We start from the raw sequence: 17282 nt of genomic DNA, 5'->3' as shown, positions 1-17282 counted from the left end.
TCGTGAGGTCATGGAGCCGAGGTTCGGCCAACACATCATCGGGCGGGAGCATCCCGCTGCGCTGCTGCGCGCCGAGGTGGCCCGGCTGGTCGACAGCCACGGCGGTCTCGTCCTGGTCACCGGCGAGCCGGGCATCGGCAAGACCACACTGGTCTCGGCCGCCGCCGACGAGGCCCGTCGCAGCGGGGCGCTGGTGCTCGGTGCCGCCTGCTGGGACTCCGACACCGCACCCGACTACTGGCCATGGGTGCAGGTCCTGCGGCGGCTGGCCCGGTCCGCCGACGACCGGCGCGGGGTGCGGGAGGCGGCCGACGCGGGCCTGGCGGCACTGCTCGGCGAGCGGGCGGCGGGTGACACCGCGGAGGCGACCGAGCCGGGCGACCCGACCGAGCCCGGCGACACGCACGTGGCCGAGCCGGGCGACGCGGGCCGGGCCGAGTTCGACAGGCACGACGCGGTGACCGCCGCCCTGGTCGCCGTCGCCCAGCACCGCCCGGTCGCCGTGGTCTTCGACGACCTGCACTGGGCCGACCCGGCGTCGCTGCGGCTGCTCCAGTTCGTCACCCAGCACGCCTGGTTCGAGCGGTTGCTGCTGATCGGTACCTACCGGGACGCCGAAGTCGAATCCGTCGAGCACCCGCTGCGGCCGTGGCTGCTGCCGCTCACCGCCAAGGCGACCACAGTCACGCTCGCCGGGCTCGATCGCGCCGAGGTGGCCGCGCTGATGGCCCGCACCGCCGGCCGGGAGCCCGACGCGAGCCTGGTCGCCGAGGTGCACCGGCGCACCGGCGGGAACCCGTTCTTCGTGGAGCAGACCGCCCGGCTCTGGCACACCCACGGCCTCACCGACACCGTCGCCCCCGGCGTACGGGAGGTGGTGCGCCGCCGGCTCGACCAGCTGCCCGCCCCGGTGGTCGAGGCGCTCACGGTGGCCGCGGTGCTCGGCCGCGAGTTCGACAGGCTGACGCTCGCCGCCTGCGTACCCGCCCCGGTCGCGCAGGTCGACCGGTTGCTCGGCCGCGCCGCCGCGGCCCGGCTGGTGCTGCCCCGGAGCGACGGACGCTTCGTCTTCGTGCACGACCTGGTCCGCGAGACGCTCTACGACGGGCTGGCCGACGACGATCGGCGGGCCCGGCACGCGGCTGTGGTCCGGGCCGTCGACCGGTCGGACGCGCTCGCCGGCGTGCTCAGCCCGGCCCACCTGGCCCGGCACGCCTGGCTGGCCGGCGCCGAGCTGGAGCCGGAACGCGCCGGTGACCTGCTGCTGGCCGCCGCCCGCGACGCCGGGGGCCGGATCGCTGTGGACGAGTCGGTACGGCACTACCGGCGCGCGCTGGAACTGACCGGCGAGCCCGGCCGGCGGGTCCGGGTGCTGCTGGAACTGGCCGGGCTGTTGCACCACGCCGGCCCACCGGCCGAGGTCGAGCGGCTGCTGGCCGAGGCCGCCGCGCTGGCCCGGGAACTGCCCGATCCCGGCGTGCTGACCCGGGTGGCGCTCATCGCGCACCGGCAGCACTCCGCCACCCGCCGCAGGCTCGACGCCGCCGAGCTGGTCCGGGAGGCGTACCGGCGGTTGATCGCGGAACCGGAGCCGGAGCGGCCGGTACGCGCGCTGGTCACCGACCTGATCACGGCCACCGAGACCCTCGCCCGGCACGGCCGCGACGACGAGGCGCTCACCTTCAGCCTGTGGGCCCGCCACGACACCACCTGGGGGCTCGGCACCGCGCACGAACGAGCCGTGGTGACCGCTGAGATCCGCGAGGTGGCCCGTCGTAGCGGCGACCGGGAGACCGAGCTGTGGGCCACGGCGCTGCGCTGGGTCGCGTTGCTGGAGCTGGGCGATCCGGGCTACCGGCACGAGCTGACCGCGTTCGTGACCGGCGCGCGACGCGGCGACGTGGCCCGGCAGCGGGTGGCGGCGACCGCGGACAGCGCGATCATCGCCGCGTTCCGGGGTGACCTCGCCACCGCCGAGGCGTGCTTCGCCGAGGCGGAGAGCTACCGCGAGTCGGCGCACTCCGACCACGCGTTCATGACGCACCACATGCGCTGGTCGGTGCTGCTGCTGTACGGCCGCCTCACCGAGGCCGAGGCGGTGCTCGACCGGGTGGGCGCCGCGCACCCGCAGGCCGAGCTGCTCCGGGCGATCACCGCCGCCGAGCGCGGCGACGCGGCCACCGTGCTTCGGCTCACCGCCGCGATCGAGGCCGCGGGCACCGCGTACCCCCGGTCGGTGTCGCCGCTGTGGCTGCGCCTGCGGGCGCAGGCGGCGGCCGTGGACGGCGACCCGGCCCGGTGCGCGGAGGTGCGGGCCGCCCTGGCCCCGCACCGCGGGCAGTGGACGGCGGCGCTGTTCGGGTGCGACATCGGTGGCCCGGTCGACCTGTGGCTGGCCATGGCGGACGCGGCCGAGGGCCGGTGGGACGACGCGATCGACTGTTACCGGGCGGCCCGGGACGCCGCGGACCGGCTGGGCGCCCGGCCCTGGTCGGTGCTGGCCCGGGCCGGGCTGGTGGGCGCGCTCGCCGGGCGCGACGGGCCGGGCGACGCGGCCGAGGCGTGGCGGCTGCGGGCCGAGACGGTGGCCGAGGCGCGGACGCTGGGCATGGTCCAGGTGGTGGACCGGCTGGGCGCGACGGCTCCCGCCCCGGCGGCGGCCTCCGCCGTGGTCGCGCCGGTGGCGGTCCGGCTCGGCGCGGGCGCCCCGGCTCTGGTCGCGTCGTCGTCGCCCGGCCGCCGCGCCGCGTCGGGTCTGTCCCGGGCGGGTGCCGTCCACGGCAACGCACGGCCGCCCGACCCCGGCGCGGGCGGCGCGGACGTGATCCGGCCCGAGTTCCGGCCGGACGGGCCCGTGTGGCGCCTCGCGTACGACGGCGTCGTGGTGCACCTGCCCGACGCCAAAGGGCTGCACGACCTGCGGCTGCTGCTGAGCCGGCCCGGCACGGACGTGCCCGCCGTCGAACTGCTCGACCCGGCGGCCGGCCCGGAACTCGCCGCCGCGCGCCGCCTCGGCGCCGATCCGGTGCTCGACGACGAGGCGAAGGCCCGCTACCGACGGCACCTGCGGCGGCTCGACGACGAGATCGACCGGGCTGCGACGCGCGACGACGGGCGGCGGCTGGCCGAGCTGGACGCCGAGCGCGCGGCGCTGCTCGACCAGTTGCGTGCCGCCGCCGGGCTGGCCGGGCGCAGCCGGCGTCTCGGTGACCAGGCGGAACGGGCGCGCAAGGCGGTGACCGGGCGGATCCGGGACACCCTGCGCCGCATCGGCGAGCGGCATCCGGCGCTCGCCGCCCACCTGCGCGAGTCGATCACCACCGGCGGCGCCTGCCGGTACCAGCCGGCCGAGCCGGTGCCCTGGCGGCTCTGACCCGCGAGGTGGCGGGGCCGTGTGGACCCCGCCACCGGTGTCACGTCAGCGACGGTTGTAGCGGTACATCGTCAGCGTGCCGAACACGACCACGAAGAGGGCGCTCCAGAGCAGCATCCACATGGTGCTCGGGCCGTCCATCGAGCCGGCCATCGCCGCTCGGACCGAGGTGACGAGCTGGGTGATCGGGTTGACCTTGACGAACGCCTGCAGCCAACCGGGCATGGTGGACGGGTCGACGAACACGTTGCTCAGGAACGTCAGCGGGAACAGCACCATCATGCTGGTCCCCATCACCGACTTCTCGCTGCGCAGCACCAGGCCGAAGAACGTCCACACCCAGGAGAACGCGAACGAGAAGACCACCAGCAGCCCGATTCCGGCCAGCACCCCGAGCAGCCCGCCGTCGGGACGGAAGCCGAGCACCATGCCCACGGTGAGGATGACCACGGCGGCCAGGACGTAGCGCAGCACGTCGCCGAAGATCATCCCGACGAGCGCCGACGGCCGCCAGACCGGCAGCGTACGGATCCGGTCGAAGACGCCCTTCTCGATGTCGCTGTTGAGCCCGATCCCGGTGTACATGGTGATCATCACGACGCTCGTGACCATGATGCCGGGCAGGAAGAACTGGAGGTACGCACGCGGGCTGTCGGCGAGCGCGCCACCGAACAGGTACGTGAACATCAGCACCATGATGATCGGGAACGCGGTCACGTCGAACAGCTGCTCGGGCACGTGCTTGATCTTCAGCAGCGCGCGCCAGCCGAACGTCAGCGACGCCGACAGCGCGCCGGGCCGGGCCGGCCGCTCGGCCGGGGCGAGCACAGTGGCCAGCGCCTCGGCGGACGGCATGTAGACGGACGGCGCCCGCCCGGTGGTGATCGCGGTGTCGCTCATCGCGCCGTCTCCAGTTCGTCGTCCCGCTCGTCCGCCGGGACGGCCGGGTGGTCGGTCAGGGCCAGGAAGACCTCGTCCAGGCTGGGCTGGCCGAGGGAGAAGTCGTCCACCACGATGCCGGCGGCGGCCAGCTCGCCGAGCGCCCGCGCCGCCTGCGTACCCGCCTCCAGGTCGGTGCCGTGCTCGCCGACGCGGGCGGTCAGCGCCGCCGGGTCCGCGGCGAGCTGCACCGGTACGCCGAGCGACGCCCGCAGCACCTGCTCGGCCTGCGGCCGCTGCCCCGGATCGCGCAGCCGGATGTGGACGCTGCCCGCGCCGATCGACGCCTTCAACTCGCCCGGGGTGCCCTCCGCGATCACCCGGCCGTGGTCGACCACAGCGATCCGGCCGGCGAGCTGGTCCGCCTCGTCCAGGTACTGCGTGGTCAGCAGCACCGTCGTGCCGTACGCCACCACAGCCCGCACGATCGCCCACACCTGGTTGCGGCTGCGCGGGTCCAGCCCGGTGGTCGGCTCGTCGAGGAACAGCAGGTCCGGGGTGTTGAGGATGCTCGCGGCGATGTCGATGCGCCGCCGCATCCCGCCGGAGTACTTCTTCACCTGCCGCCCCGCCGCCTCGGTCAGCCCGAACGCGGCGAGCAGCTGCTCGGCCCGGTCCCGGGCGCCGGACCGGCCCAGCCCGAGCAGCCGGCCCAGCAGGACCAGGTTCTCCGCCCCGGTCAGGTCCTCGTCCAGCGAGGCGTACTGGCCGGTCAGGCTCACCCGGGAGCGCACCGCGTCGGCGTCACGCACCACGTCGTGTCCGAAGACCCGGGCCGCGCCGCCGTCCGGGCGCAACAGCGTCGCCAGCACCCGTACGGCGGTGGTCTTCCCGGCGCCGTTCGGGCCCAGCACTCCGTAGACGGTGCCGGCGGGAACCCGCAGGTCCAGCCCGTCGAGTGCCCGGGTCGAACCGAAGGACCGGACCAGGCCCTCGGCCTCGACGGCCAGGCCGGTGTTCCGGTTGCTCATGAATCGCTACCTCTCCTCGTCGGTGTTCTCGACAGCCGTACGGGTGTGCCGCCCGACCGATCGCCTGTTTCAACGAGGCCGGGAAGCTGTGGTGTTGTGCCGGCCTCACCCCGAAGGCGCCAGACGGCCCGCCAGATCCGATCTGGCGGTGGCGATTCCCGGCCGACGACGGCCGGTACGGGAGGAAGGCGGGGTTATGACCGTTCCCGCAGCAGCCCGCCGGATGACCGATCGTGGACAGTGCTTGATCGATCGCCTGCCATATGCTGCGCCGGCATCCGACGCACGGGGGCGCGTCCCGGTTGTGGTTACGCGGGCGCCTCTCTGCGCATTGAAACCGAGAGGGGTCCACCGTGTCCATCGTCCGAAGAGTGCTCGGCGCACTCGCCGTGGCGGCCCTGGCCGTCACCGCCGCACCCACCGCCGCCGGTGCGGCGGCGGATCCGGCAGGCGTGCTCCACCTGACCGTCAGCAGGCTCGACGGCAGCCCGGCCGCCGGTAACGTCGCCGTGACGGCCGCCGACAGCAGCTACGACAAGGACCTCCTGCCGCTGGACGAGTCCGGGCAGCTCAGCGTGGAGGTGCCGGCCGGCGACTACAAGATCGCTGTCACCCCGGTGTACAGCGACGGCCAGGACGACGAGGTACTCAGGCAGTGGGTGCCGGGCCGGACCAGCTGGGCGCAGGCCGGAACGGTCCGGGTGTCCGCGGGGGACACGACGGAGGTCTCCGAGCGCCTGCTCGCGCCCAGCGGGTCGACTCTGCGGGCGCTCGACGCGGTCACCGGCGCCGCGGTCGACGGGCTGTGCGTGTTCCTCGACCACCGGCGCAATCCGTGCGGCGACACCCGGGTGACCGTCCCGCCGCTGATCCCCGGCCCGCAGGAGGTGTGGGTCTATACCCGCGACGACACCCACCTGCCCCGCTACGCCACGGTGAACGTCCTGGCCGACGGCAGCGGCACCGCCGTGGTCGTCCTGACCCCGGCCGCGAACGTGGTCTCCCGGGTGGTCGACGCGGCGACCGGCGCGCCCGTCGCCGGGGCCTGTGTGACGCCGGCGCCCGCCGGTACCGGCGAGCTCCCCGACAGCCCGGGACGGTACTGCTCCGACGCCTCCGGGAACGTCCGCGTCGGCCTGGTCGCGGCCGGCTCCTGGAACCTGTTCGTCCGTCCCGCCGGCGGATCGGCGTACGGCGCGCAGTGGGTCGGGGCGACCGGCGGCACCGGCGACGCGAAGCAGGCCCGGGTGGTCACTCTCCGGGCCGGGCAGACGGTCACCGTGCCCCCGATCCGGCTCGACCGCGCCGGTCTCGTCACCGGCACCGTGACCAGCGCGGCCACCGGCAGGCCGGCGACCTCCGGCGCCGTGACGCTCGCGCCCGAGTCGGGCTTCTTCCTGGACTGGGGTGTGAAGCTGGACGCGCAGGGCCGCTACCGGATCGACTGGCTCGGCCCGTACGCCTGGCCGCTGCTGTTCACCACCGCCGACAACGCCGCCCAGTGGTCCGGCGGGTTCGCCCTGCGGGGCAAGGCCGTGCCGGTCACGGTCCGGGCCGGCGCCACCACCGTCTACAACCTCGCCGTGCGGCGTGGCGTCCTGGTCACCGGCCGGCTCGTCGACCCGGAGGGCCGCCCGGTGGTCGCCGAGCTGACGGTGCGCAACGCCCGTACCCGTGAGGTCGTCGGCTATTCGTTGGATCTGGATCGCGACGGCGAGTACGCGCTGCGCGTGCTCGGCCCCCAGCCGGTCACCGTGGCGTGGCTGTGGACGCCGCCCTACGTCCTGTACGCCGGCTGGTACGACGGCGCGGCCCGCCCGGCCGACGCCACCGAGGTGACCCTGCCGGGCACCGGCACCCTGCGGCTCGACGTCGCTGTCGACCGGTTCCCCGCCGCTTGAGCGGCACGGGCCGGGTGGCGTGCGAGCCACCCGGCCCGGCGCCGGTCAGCGCACCGAGTCCAGCCGGGTCCGCTGCTCGGCGGTCAGCTCCAGGTCGACGGCGGCAAGGCTCTCCTCCAACTGCGCCACCGAGGAGAAACCGACGAGCGGGATCGACGGGATGTCCCCGCCCGTCAGCCAGGCCAGCACCACCTGGCTGACTGTGGCGCCGGTCTCGGCGGCCACCGCCCGCAACGCCGCCAGCCGGGCCGGGGTGGCGGGCACCACGTACTCCTCGCCGAGCCGCTCCGGCCGGACGTACGCGCCCTTCAGCAGCGGCGAGTACGCGACCAGCGTGAGCTGCGGCTCCGTGCGCAGGTAGCTGAGCAGGTCGGGGCCGACCCAGCCGACGTCGCCGTCCGGGTCCAGCTCGCTCGGCACGTCCAGCCGCCGGGGCAGGTAGCTGCGGTGGTACTGGAGCACCTCGTACCCGGGCAGGCCGGCCGCGGCGGCGAGCGCACGGGCCCGCTCGACCCGCCAGGCGCGGTGGTTGCTGGCGCCCAGCAGCCCCACCGTGCCCTCGGCGACCAGCTCGGCGAAGCCCTCCACGGTCTCCCGCATCGGGATCGTCCGGTCCTCGATGTGGGCGTAGAGCAGGTCGATCCGCTCGACGCCGAGGCGCTCCCGGCTGCGCTCGGCGGACTCGCGGATCACCTTGGCCGACAGCCCTTCCGGGTTGTCCACATAGCTGGTGCCGGGCGCGAGCGGCCGCGCGCCGAGCTTCGTGGCGATGACCACCTCGCCGCCGATTCCGCGGCTGCGCCGCCAGCGGCCGAGCAGCTCCTCGCTCTCGCCACCCTGGCCCCCGTTGTGCCAGAAGGCGTAGTTGTCCGAGGTGTCGATGAAGGTGCCGCCCGCCTCGACGTACCGGTCGAGGATGGCGAACGAGGTGGCCTCGTCGGTGGCGGTGCCGAACAGCATCGCGCCGAGGCTCAGCACACTGACCTCGCGACGCGTGGCCGGGTCCGTGCCGATGGTGCGGTAGCGCATGTCTTCCTCCCCGTCGGAGCTCTGCCGGTCACCCTGCCCCTTCGAGTGCGCGCGAAGTCAACAACGGAGGGGCCCCGGGATTCCGGGGCCCCTCCGACGCGTGACGCTCAGCTCGGGATGTAGTCGAACTCGTCCGGGTTCGGGCCCGTCCGGCCGGCCTCGCCCCGGTCCAGCGAGGTGAGCCGCTCCATCGCGGTGTCGTCGAGCGTGAAGTCGAAGATCGCGAAGTTCTCCTCGATCCGCTTCGGCGTGGTCGACTTCGGAAAGACGATGTCGCCGCGCTGCACGTGCCAGCGCAGCACCACCTGGGCCGGGGTCCGGCCGACCTGCTCGGCCACGTCGACGACTGTCGGGTCGTCGAGCACCTTGCCCTGCGCGATCGGCGACCACGCCTCGGTGAGGATGCCGTGCGCCCTGTCGTACGCCCGCACCTCCTCGTTGCCGAGGTAGGGGTGCGCCTCGATCTGGTTGACCGCCGGCACCACGTCCGCCTCGGCGGCCAGCCGCTCCAGGTGGGCGACCTGGAAGTTGGACACGCCGATCGACCGGACCGTGCCCGCGTCACGCAGCTCCTCCAGCACCTTCCAGGTGGAGACGAAGTCGCCGTCGTAGCGGGTGGGCAGCGGCCAGTGGATCAGGAACAGGTCGAGGTAGTCGAACTTCAGCTCCCGCAGCGACTGCTCGAACGCCTTGCGGGCGTCGTCCGGGCGGTGGAAGCCGTTGTTCAGCTTGCTGGTGACGAAGACCTCGCCGCGGTCCAGCCCGGAGGCACGCAGCGCCTGACCCACCTCGGCCTCGTTGCCGTACATCTGGGCGGTGTCGATGTGCCGGTAGCCGACCTCCAGCGCGGTGCCGACGGCCCGGACGGTGTCCTTCGGCTCGATCTGGAAGACGCCGAAGCCGAGCTGCGGGATGGTGTTGCCGTCGTTGAGTGCGATGTCCGGAATGTCGTTCTGGGCCATGAGAGCCTCATCTCCGATCGTGCGGTGCCCGGGGGCGCGTCCGTGCCGACCGCCCCCGGCCGTGCCAACCGGATGTCTCTACCCGCTCGCGACGCTTCCTCACATCGGGGACGAGCGTCAACCCCAGATCGACCGTGCCCACTCGGGGTGGTCGACGAACGGGTTGCGGTTGCCCTGCCAGCGCTCGTAGATGCGCTGGTTGCGGCGCTTCTCGAAGGCGTCGGGCGGATCCTGGTCGTTCCAGGCCAGCAGCTTCGACAGCCGCCCGAGGCGGGGCGCGGAGCCGTTGGAGACCGAGTCGTTCGGTTCCAGGTCCGGCCAGCCGTCGCCACCCTCGTACCGGATCGCCATGTAGAGGATCATGCGGGCCACGTCGCCCTTGACCGCGTCGCGCGGCTCGAACGAGTCGGCGTCGGTGTAGCAGCCGGGCGCCTCGGCCACCGTGCCGCCGCCCGAGTCGAAGTCCTTGTTGCCGCGCGACGAGTTGACCGACACGTCCTCCGGGCGCAGGTGGTGCACGTCGGTGCCGGGCCCGGTGGCGGTGCCGAAGTCGCCGTGCGACTTGGCCCAGACGTGCTCCCGGTTCCAGTCGTTCGCGCCGCCGCCGTTGCTCGTCTTGCTCTGCGACCGTCCGCTGTAGAGCAGGACCACGTTCGCCGGGTTGGCCGGATCCTGGTCGGTGTCCTTGAGCGCGTCCCACACCTGGTCGTAGCTGAGCTTCGTCTGCACCTTGATGATGCCGTGCAGCGCGGTGCGCAGCGCCGGCCCGCTCTTGCCGGCCGCGCTCGCGTAGTACGCGTCCGGCACGGTGGTGCCGGTCGGGCTCGGGGTCGGCGTGGGACTCGGCGTGGCGCCGCCGCCGAGGCTCATCGCGGTCGGGTTCTTCAGCCCGCCGTGGCTGAAGTACGCGGTGAGCGCGCCGGTCGCTGTCACCTGCCGCTCTCGCAGCGACGGGTTGGTGAGCAGCCCGAAGGTGCTCCGCCAGGCGGCCGTCACCTGCACGTACAGCATCCGGCCGGTGCCGGTCTCGCCGGCCTGGTCGGCGAGGGCGATCGCGGTGTCGGCGGTGAAGCCGGACGTGAGCACCGTGTTGGTGGCGGTGGGCTGGCCGATGACGTAGCCGGTGACGGTGGCCGTCCGGCCGTCCTGGGCGGCGAGCGCCTGCGCCACGGTCAGGGGTGTCGCGGCCGACGCGGCGCCGGTCACGCCGAGCGGGATACCGACCGCGACGGCGAGCACGACCGCCGCGATCAACCGCCCGGGTCGCGAGCGGGTGACACGCTTCATATTCATGATCAGCGATGTTAGTCGGATCGAGGTGAACTGCGGGAGGTCAGCGGGCCAACTTTTCGTCCCGGCCGGCCTCGAACAGCACCGGCCACGGCCGGGCCGCCGGGGCGAGGAGCGCCGGCCCGCCCGGTTCGTCGGGCGCGGCGAGCGTCTCGGTGGCGAGGTGGCCGAACATCGGCGCGGCCGGGTGCGCCGCCCGGATCGGCCAGGCCGCGGAGATCCGCCGGACCAGCGGCGTACCGGTGATCGGTCGCCACGCGACACGTGGTTCCCGGCGGGCCAGCGCGGCGGGCTCGACGGCGACCGCACCGCCGGCCAGGAGCAGACCGAACAGGAACTCCGGGTTGCGCGCGGGGCGGACCCGGGCCGGGGCGAAACCGTGCTGCCGGCACACGGTCAGCAGATGCTCGTGCCAGCCGGGCGCGGTGACCGGTGGCGCGGTGACCAGATCCATGCCGGCCAGATCGGCGAGCGCGATCTCCCGCGGCCGGGCCAGCGGCGAGGCCCGGGGCAGCAGCACACCCACCGGTACGTCCACCGGCTCACCGAAGCGCAGCCCGGCCCCGTCGACCGGATGGTGCAGCAGGCCGACGTCCAGCCGCCCGTCCGCGAGCATCCGGTGCTGCTCGGCGCTCGTCAGTTCGTGCAGGTCGAGGGCGAGCCCGGGCGCGCGGGCCGCGAGCGCGTCGAGCAGCGCGCGCAACGTCACGGCCGGGGTCTCCGGGGGTACGCCGGCGCGCAGCACCCCGAGCGCGCCCCGGCGGACCCGATCGGCGAGGTGACGCAGCCGGCGTTCACCGGCCAGCAGCTCGTCGGCCTCGCCGAGCAGCAACTGGCCGGCCGTGGTGAGGCCGACCTGGCGCTGTGACCTGTCGAACAGGGTGACGCCCAGCTCCCGCTCCAACCGCTGGATCGACTGGCTCAGCGGCGGCTGTGCCATGCCGAGCGTCTCGGCGGCCCGGCCGAAGTGCAGCTCCCGGGCGACCACCACGAAATGCCGCAGGTGCCGCAGCAGATCCATCCGGGCACCCTAGCGTCGCCGCTGGTTACCGTGTCGGCGTGGATGTGGCGGAACGGATCGGGGAGATCTTCGGGCGGGCCGGGGTGCGGGGTTGCCTGCACGTCGTGGACGTGGACGACCCGGCCGGCGGTGAGGTGGCGCTGCGCGCCGACGAGCAGATCGTCATCGCCTCCATCTTCAAGATCATGGTGGTGCTGGAGTTCGCCCGGCAGGCGGCCGCCGGCCAGCTCGACCCGACCGAACGGGTGCTCGTCGGTGCCGCCGACCGGCTCGGCGGCTGGGGTGTGGCCGGCTGTGCCGACGACGTGGAGGTCTCCCTGCGCGACCTCGCGTACCTGGCCATGTCGGTGAGTGACAACACGGCGGCCGACCTGCTCCTGCGCCGGATCGGGGCGGACGTGCTGCCGATGCTGGCCGCGGAGCTGGACCTGCCGCGTACCCGGATCGTCGGCGGCCCCCGGCAACTCGTCGAGACGATGCTCTCCGACGTGGGCGCACGCACCGAGGCGGACTTCGCGCGGATCTTCCCCACCCTGTCGCCCGAACGGGTCCGCGCGATGCGGGTCTTCGACCCCGAGCACACCAGCTCCAGCACCGCCCGCGAGCTGACCCGGCTGCTCCGTCTGGTGTGGCGGGACGAGGCCGGCCCGGCGCCCGCGTGCGCCATGGTCCGGGAGCTGATGGCACGGCAGCTCTTCTGGACCCGGCTGGCCGCCGGCTTCCCACCCGGGGTCCGGGTCGCCGGGAAGACCGGCACCCTGCCGGGACTGCACCTCGAAGCCGGCGTCGCGGAGTACCCCGACGGCCGCAGGTACGCGATCGCGGTGGCGGTACGCACCGAACGGCTGGCCGCCCGCCGGATCGACGTGGACCTGGCGATGGGGGAGGCGGCCCGGACCGCCGTCGATTCATTGCGTTGATCCGGACCGGGCCACCGGCCTGGCCTGCGGTGATATCGGTCCGGATATCGGTCGTTGCGCTCGTCGATCTTGGACATCGACGCCGGCGGGGTGGTGGTCTGGGCCTACCGATCACCGATCCCGAACGGGGAGGACGACACATGCCCGAGAACCGGCCGTCCGGCTACGCCCGCCGTCGACTGCTACGCGACACAGCGGTCGGCGCCGCCGCCGTCACCACCGCCGGACTCGTCGCCGGCGCCCCGGCCCGCGCCGCCGGGCCGAGCCCGGTCGCCGCGCCGAGCCGCGCCGCCGGCGGTACGCGACGCGGCGGCGCGGTGAGCTTCCGCTGGTGGGGGACCTCCGGCTGGCGGATCGACATCGGGGACCGGACGGTGCTCGTCGACCCGTACCTGAGCCGGTACGACACCGGGCTGTTCCGGAAGCCGTTCAACCCCGACACCCGGCTGACAGTGGCCGCCGACGTGGTCGACCGGCTCGCCGACCGGGCGGAGAACATCTTCGTCACCCACACCCACTGGGACCACTTCAACGACGTGCCGCACATCGCCACCCGGACCGGTGCCCGGGTCTTCGGCACGCTCACCGCGTATCACCTCGGCCTGGCGTACGGGCTGCCGACCGGGCAACTGGCCCCGGTCAAGGGCGGCGAGGTGCTCGACTTCGACGGGTACACGGTGGAGGTGGCCGGCTCGCTGCACAGCCGGAACCCCACCTGGTCGATGGCCTTCCCCGGGGTACGGATCAGCCGGCCGCCCCGTCCGGAGACGATCGCCGACCTGCCCGAGGGCGACACGCTGGCGTACCAGATCCGGATCGACGGCGGCCCGGCCGTGTTCTTCATGGGTGCCAGCGACTTCGACGAGCGCAAGCTCAGCGGTCTCGCCCCGGACGTCGCGATGGTCGCCTCCGCCGCCACCACGGCGACCGCCGACTACGTGCCCCGGCTGATGGCCGCGCTGGACCGTCCGAAGGTCGTGGTTCCGGTGCACTGGGACAACTTCGAGACGCCGCTCACCAACCCGCCGACTGTCGCCGACAGCGACCGGGAACGCCTCGACGCCCTCGTCGCCGAGGTGCGCCGGGTCTCGCCGCGCAGCCGCGTGCTGGTGCCGGAGTACCACACCGCGTACCGATTCTGACGGCGCCGCTCAGGAGGCCGCCAGCCGGGCGTAGACGTCGCCGGAGCGACCGGCCGGGCGGTACGTCTCCAGCAGGCGTACCAGCCCGGCCGCGTCCAGCCACCGGTCGCCGGCGAACCGCATGGTCTCCACCGGCGAGTAGTTGTAGCGGTAGCCGCCCGCCGTCGCGCCCAGCCGTTCCACCAGCTCCAACGCGGCCAGCGCGGCGTCGTGCGCGGGCGGCAGGTACTCGAAGGACAGCCCGCGCACCGGACGACTCAGCCCGGCCAGCACGTCGACCTCGAAGCCCTCGACGTCGACCTTGCAGAACGCCGGTACGCCGTGCCGCGCGATCAGGTCGTCCAGCGTCACCACAGGCACCTCGACCCACCGGTCCCAGCGGACCCCGGCGAAGCTCGGATCGGCTGTGACCGACTCGATCCACGACGACGACATGGTGGACACCGTCGGCGTCGCGCTGGACAGCTCCAGCCGCGCGCTGCCGGACCGCGCACCGACCGCCGTCGGCTCGATCGTCACGTCGGCGTCCCGCCCGAAGCCCAGGCGCAGCACCCGCAGGCAGTCCGGCTGCGGCTCCACGGCGACCACCCGCGCGCCCAGCCGCCGCCAGGTACGCACCCGGCCGCCGACGTGGGCGCCGATGTCGAAGCCGAGGTCGCCGGGGGAGAGGAACTGCCCGTAGAGCTGCCGGGCACGCCGGTGCTTGGCCGGCTGACCGTGGTAGACGGCCAGGGAACGGGTGATCCCCCAGGCCCGCGCGAGCATCGTCACGACATCCCTAACTGTGAGTGGTGGACTTCGGTCCGAACGCGTGCAGGAACCGGTCACGGAACGACTCCATCGGCCAGACCGGGGCCTGCGGGTCGGGGTTGAGGCCGTCCTGCCAGCCCCACCCGGCGATGCGGTCGAGCACTGCCGGGTCCTTGGCGACGACTGTGATCGGCACGTCCTTGCCGGCGCCCTCACCGGTGACCGCCCGGGCCGGCTGGTGGTCGCCGAGGAACACGAGCACCAGGTTCTCGTCACCGTACCGCTGCACGTAGGAGATGAGCGTGCGCAGCGTGTAGACCACCGACTGCCGGTACGCCTCCCGGGTGCCCTCCTTGGCGCGGTCGGCGCGCGCGGTCCCCTTGTACACCGAGCCGTCGCCGACGTCGTCCCAGTCCACCAGCGGCGGCACCGGCGTCCACGGGATGTGGCTGGACAGCAACGGGATCTCGGCCATCACGGGTGCGTGCCCGGGTCCGCGCTCGCGGCGCTGGAACGTCGACAGCGTGTACTGGTCCGGCGGTGAGGAGAAGCTGAACAGCGGCCCCCGGTAGCCGAGTTCCTTCACGCCGTACACCTGGTCGGGGGAGAAGAAGTCGGCCTCCGGCCAGGCCCGGGTGAGCGCCGGCATGACCAGCGTGGTGCGCCAGCCGGCGCGCTTGAACGCGCCGTTGAGGGTCAGGTGGTCGCTGCGCACCAGGTTGGTGTAGCGCAACTGGTTGTCCGCCCGGATGCCGCTCATCAGCGTGGCGTGCGCGAGCCAGCTCCCGCCGCCGGTGGTGGACGAGGTGAGGAACGCGCTGCGGCTGCCGTATCCGGCCGCCCGCAACTGGCGGGTTCCCTCGTCCAGGACGGCGTCCACCTCCGGTGCGAGGTCCGGGTCCTCCAGCGCGACCCGGCCGTAGCTCTCGACGAACGTGAACAGCACGTCCTTGCCGCGCAGCGCGGTCAGCAGCTCGTCGCCCGGCACGTTCTGGAACGGGTCGCCGGCGAGCTGCGTGTTCAGCGTCTCCTGGTCGTTGAGGCCCGCCCGTACCTGCCGGGCACGGTCGTAGAGACCGGCCGCCACCGTGTCTGCGGCGACCGGGACGCCCGGCACGATCTGCGCGCCGAGCACGGCGCAGACCACCCAGGCGGCGGCGAGCGCGGTGGTCGCGCGCGCGGAGACCATCCGGTGGCCGGCCACGACCCGGGCCAGCCGCCGTGCCGACAGCGTCACCAGCAGCGGTACGGCGAGAACGGCGACCACTGCCAGCGCCACCGCACCCACCTCGGCGGCCGGGCCGTACGACTCGGACAGGAACTCCGCGCCCGCGCCGAGGAACGTCCAGTCGGCGATCAGGTCGAAGGGGCGGTCCAGGACCAGCGAGAACCCGAGGTCGGCGACCTTGAGGACGAGGACCAGGCCGAGCAGCGCGCCGAGGATCGTGGCCACCACCCGGCGCGGACGTGCCGGCAGGACCAGCAGCAGGGCGACGGCGACCAGCCCTTCCACCGGGATGCGCAGGAACGCGCCCGGGCTGAACCCGTTGACGTCGCTCGGCGCGACGAGCGCCACCAGCACGAGTGCGGCGGCCAGCGCGGTGACCGTCGCGGCGAGCAGCCGCCGGGCGCGCGGTCGGCCGGGCGTCGCGACGCCGTCGTCCCCGGCCCCTGTGTGGCCGGGGGTGCGGTCGACCGGGCCGGCGTCGGACGCGGCACCGTCGCCCGGGTCGCTCGTGGCGCGGTCGCTCTCGGCCGTCGTGCCGTCGGTCGTGATGCCGTTGTTCGCGGTGCCGTCGGTCGTGGTGCCGTTGTTCGTCGTGCCGTTCGGGGCGTCGTCGCCGTCCGCCCGGCGGGACAGGTCGGTCACGGGCGCCGCCCGCCGACCTCGGCGGGCTCGCGCGCGATCCGCGCGCCCGGCGTCCACTCGGAGCGGTGACCGGCGGGCGCGGGGGACACCGGCGCGGCCGGGAGCGCCACCGGGCGCCGCCGCGACGGTACGCGGTGCCGCCACAACCAGGCGACGTCCCGGCCGAACGACTCGACGAGCATCGCGAGCGCGCCGAGAAGCACCGCGACGGCCGGCAGCCGGGGCAGGACGCCAGCCGCCACCACCGCCAGCGCGATGCCCTGCGTGGCGGCGACCACCTTGCGCCAGTAGCGCGGAGGCAGCGAGCCGCGCATCCACGGCAGCACCCAGCCGGCGGCGACGAAGACGTACCGCATCGCGCCGATCACCAGCACCCAGGCACCGACCTGGTCGGCGACGTACCCGCAGAGGACCAGGACCAGGAAGGAGTCGACCTCCATGTCGAACCGTGCGCCCAGCGCGCTCACCGTGCCGGTACGCCGGGCCACCTGCCCGTCGACCCAGTCCAGCGACAGCGCCACCGCGCTCAGGACGACGAGCACCGGCACCACGATCGGCTCGCGGAACGAGTCGACTGTCAGCGCGGCAACCCCGCCGGTGAGCGTCGCCCGGGTGAGCGTCACCCAGTCGGCCGGGCCGAGCCGGTCCGCGCCCGAGCGGCGCAGCCCGTATCCGAGCGCCGCGACCGTCACCACCCCGAAGAGCAGACCGGCAAGCCAGCCGTACGCGCTCAGGCCGACCGTGCCGGCCAGGGCCGCGAGTACGCCGACCTGGAGAATCGCCCCCGCGAATGGATCAGTTCGAAGTGCGGACACCATGCCTCCGAGGTAGACGTCACGAACCACACGTGTGTACGGAGAACATGCCCGAACAGTTCGTTCTGATGCCGGAAACGCGCCAGCGGATGTGGCATGTCACGTCGGCCGGCGGGGCGGCGCGCGGTCAGCGCGCCCGGTCGGCGGTGTCCTCGTCGCGCCGCGCCAGCGCCGAACGGCGGTAGCCGTACAGCGCGTAGACGAGCGCGCCGAGCAGGAACCAGGCGCCGAACCGCCATGCCGGTCCCTCCCGTCGCACCGACGTACTCCGGCCGGGCCGCCGCCGTCCGGCGAGCCGC

The 17282-nt window shown here is 73.9% G+C and carries 14 protein-coding genes; 4 read left to right on the top strand and 10 right to left on the bottom strand.

The window, feature by feature from the left end:
- Window positions 1–10 precede the first annotated feature (10 nt).
- Window positions 11–3373 (top strand): AAA family ATPase, encoded by a 3363-nt coding sequence (locus ABD52_RS06950; RefSeq protein WP_047891232.1) that lies wholly within the window; start codon window positions 11–13, stop codon window positions 3371–3373.
- A gap of 45 nt (window positions 3374–3418) precedes the next feature.
- Here ABD52_RS06950 and ABD52_RS06945 read toward each other — a convergent pair whose 3' ends face one another.
- Together ABD52_RS06945 and ABD52_RS06940 are read right to left on the bottom strand one after the other, a co-directional pair.
- Window positions 3419–4273: an ABC transporter permease gene (locus tag ABD52_RS06945; RefSeq protein ID WP_047891231.1), complete on the bottom strand. Its 855-nt coding sequence runs from the start codon at window positions 4271–4273 to the stop codon at window positions 3419–3421.
- The gene (locus ABD52_RS06940) at window positions 4270–5283 is read right to left on the bottom strand and encodes an ATP-binding cassette domain-containing protein (protein WP_047891230.1); all 1014 of its coding nucleotides are present in this window, start codon (window positions 5281–5283) and stop codon (window positions 4270–4272) included. Before ABD52_RS06940 ends, ABD52_RS06945 begins: the two co-directional genes overlap by 4 nt.
- 353 nt (window positions 5284–5636) lie before the next feature.
- Between ABD52_RS06940 and ABD52_RS06935 the strand changes: the two genes are divergently transcribed.
- On the top strand, window positions 5637–7184 hold the full coding sequence (locus tag ABD52_RS06935) for a hypothetical protein (RefSeq protein WP_152748204.1): 1548 nt from the start codon (window positions 5637–5639) through the stop codon (window positions 7182–7184).
- 45 nt (window positions 7185–7229) lie between these two features.
- On the opposite strand, the gene ABD52_RS06930 is transcribed toward ABD52_RS06935, so the two are convergent.
- From ABD52_RS06930 to ABD52_RS06915, 4 genes are all read right to left on the bottom strand, one after another.
- Window positions 7230–8213 (bottom strand): aldo/keto reductase, encoded by a 984-nt coding sequence (locus ABD52_RS06930; protein ID WP_047891228.1) that lies wholly within the window; start codon window positions 8211–8213, stop codon window positions 7230–7232.
- Window positions 8214–8320: 107 nt separating this feature from the next.
- Complete coding sequence (locus tag ABD52_RS06925; RefSeq protein WP_047891227.1) at window positions 8321–9175, bottom strand: aldo/keto reductase; 855 nt, start codon at window positions 9173–9175, stop codon at window positions 8321–8323.
- A gap of 117 nt (window positions 9176–9292) precedes the next feature.
- Window positions 9293–10468 carry an endonuclease gene (locus ABD52_RS06920; protein WP_047891226.1) on the bottom strand — a complete coding sequence of 392 codons (1176 nt, stop codon included), beginning with the start codon at window positions 10466–10468 and terminating at the stop codon, window positions 9293–9295.
- Window positions 10469–10508: 40 nt separating this feature from the next.
- Complete coding sequence (locus tag ABD52_RS06915) at window positions 10509–11486, bottom strand: LysR substrate-binding domain-containing protein (protein ID WP_013474190.1); 978 nt, start codon at window positions 11484–11486, stop codon at window positions 10509–10511.
- Between the two features lie 38 nt (window positions 11487–11524).
- On the opposite strand from ABD52_RS06915, the gene ABD52_RS06910 reads away from it, so the two are divergent.
- Both ABD52_RS06910 and ABD52_RS06905 read left to right on the top strand, forming a co-directional pair.
- Window positions 11525–12406, top strand: a complete 882-nt coding sequence (locus tag ABD52_RS06910) for a serine hydrolase (RefSeq protein WP_013474191.1) — start codon at window positions 11525–11527, stop codon at window positions 12404–12406.
- Between the two features lie 140 nt (window positions 12407–12546).
- Window positions 12547–13548, top strand: coding sequence for an MBL fold metallo-hydrolase (locus ABD52_RS06905; RefSeq protein ID WP_047891225.1), 1002 nt, complete (start codon window positions 12547–12549; stop codon window positions 13546–13548).
- Between the two features lie 9 nt (window positions 13549–13557).
- Here ABD52_RS06905 and ABD52_RS06900 read toward each other — a convergent pair whose 3' ends face one another.
- From ABD52_RS06900 to ABD52_RS41385, 4 genes are all read right to left on the bottom strand, one after another.
- A complete protein-coding gene (locus ABD52_RS06900; protein WP_047891251.1) occupies window positions 13558–14313 on the bottom strand; it encodes an FkbM family methyltransferase in 756 nt (251 codons plus the stop codon).
- A 13-nt stretch (window positions 14314–14326) separates the two neighbouring features.
- Entirely contained in the window at window positions 14327–16168 is a 1842-nt protein-coding gene (locus ABD52_RS06895) for a sulfatase (RefSeq protein WP_047891250.1), read from the bottom strand.
- Window positions 16165–16986 (bottom strand): CDP-alcohol phosphatidyltransferase family protein, encoded by an 822-nt coding sequence (locus ABD52_RS06890; RefSeq protein WP_030272941.1) that lies wholly within the window; start codon window positions 16984–16986, stop codon window positions 16165–16167. Before ABD52_RS06890 ends, ABD52_RS06895 begins: the two co-directional genes overlap by 4 nt.
- 124 nt (window positions 16987–17110) lie before the next feature.
- The gene (locus tag ABD52_RS41385) at window positions 17111–17242 is read right to left on the bottom strand and encodes a hypothetical protein (protein ID WP_013284321.1); all 132 of its coding nucleotides are present in this window, start codon (window positions 17240–17242) and stop codon (window positions 17111–17113) included.
- Window positions 17243–17282: the final 40 nt, after the last annotated feature.

Source organism: Micromonospora sp. RV43 (assembly GCF_001029515.1).
GTDB lineage: Bacteria > Actinomycetota > Actinomycetes > Mycobacteriales > Micromonosporaceae > Micromonospora > Micromonospora aurantiaca.
This window is presented reverse-complemented; position numbering and strand designations above follow the sequence as displayed.

Coding starts and splice junctions, on each gene's coding strand:
- ABD52_RS06950 (WP_047891232.1), top strand. CDS start 11: ATGGAGCCGAGGTTCGGCCAACACATCATCGGGCGGGAGCATCCCGCT.
- ABD52_RS06945 (WP_047891231.1), bottom strand. CDS start 4,273: ATGAGCGACACCGCGATCACCACCGGGCGGGCGCCGTCCGTCTACATG.
- ABD52_RS06940 (WP_047891230.1), bottom strand. CDS start 5,283: ATGAGCAACCGGAACACCGGCCTGGCCGTCGAGGCCGAGGGCCTGGTC.
- ABD52_RS06930 (WP_047891228.1), bottom strand. CDS start 8,213: ATGCGCTACCGCACCATCGGCACGGACCCGGCCACGCGTCGCGAGGTC.
- ABD52_RS06925 (WP_047891227.1), bottom strand. CDS start 9,175: ATGGCCCAGAACGACATTCCGGACATCGCACTCAACGACGGCAACACC.
- ABD52_RS06920 (WP_047891226.1), bottom strand. CDS start 10,468: ATGAATATGAAGCGTGTCACCCGCTCGCGACCCGGGCGGTTGATCGCG.
- ABD52_RS06915 (WP_013474190.1), bottom strand. CDS start 11,486: ATGGATCTGCTGCGGCACCTGCGGCATTTCGTGGTGGTCGCCCGGGAG.
- ABD52_RS06905 (WP_047891225.1), top strand. CDS start 12,547: ATGCCCGAGAACCGGCCGTCCGGCTACGCCCGCCGTCGACTGCTACGC.
- ABD52_RS06900 (WP_047891251.1), bottom strand. CDS start 14,313: ATGCTCGCGCGGGCCTGGGGGATCACCCGTTCCCTGGCCGTCTACCAC.
- ABD52_RS06890 (WP_030272941.1), bottom strand. CDS start 16,986: ATGGTGTCCGCACTTCGAACTGATCCATTCGCGGGGGCGATTCTCCAG.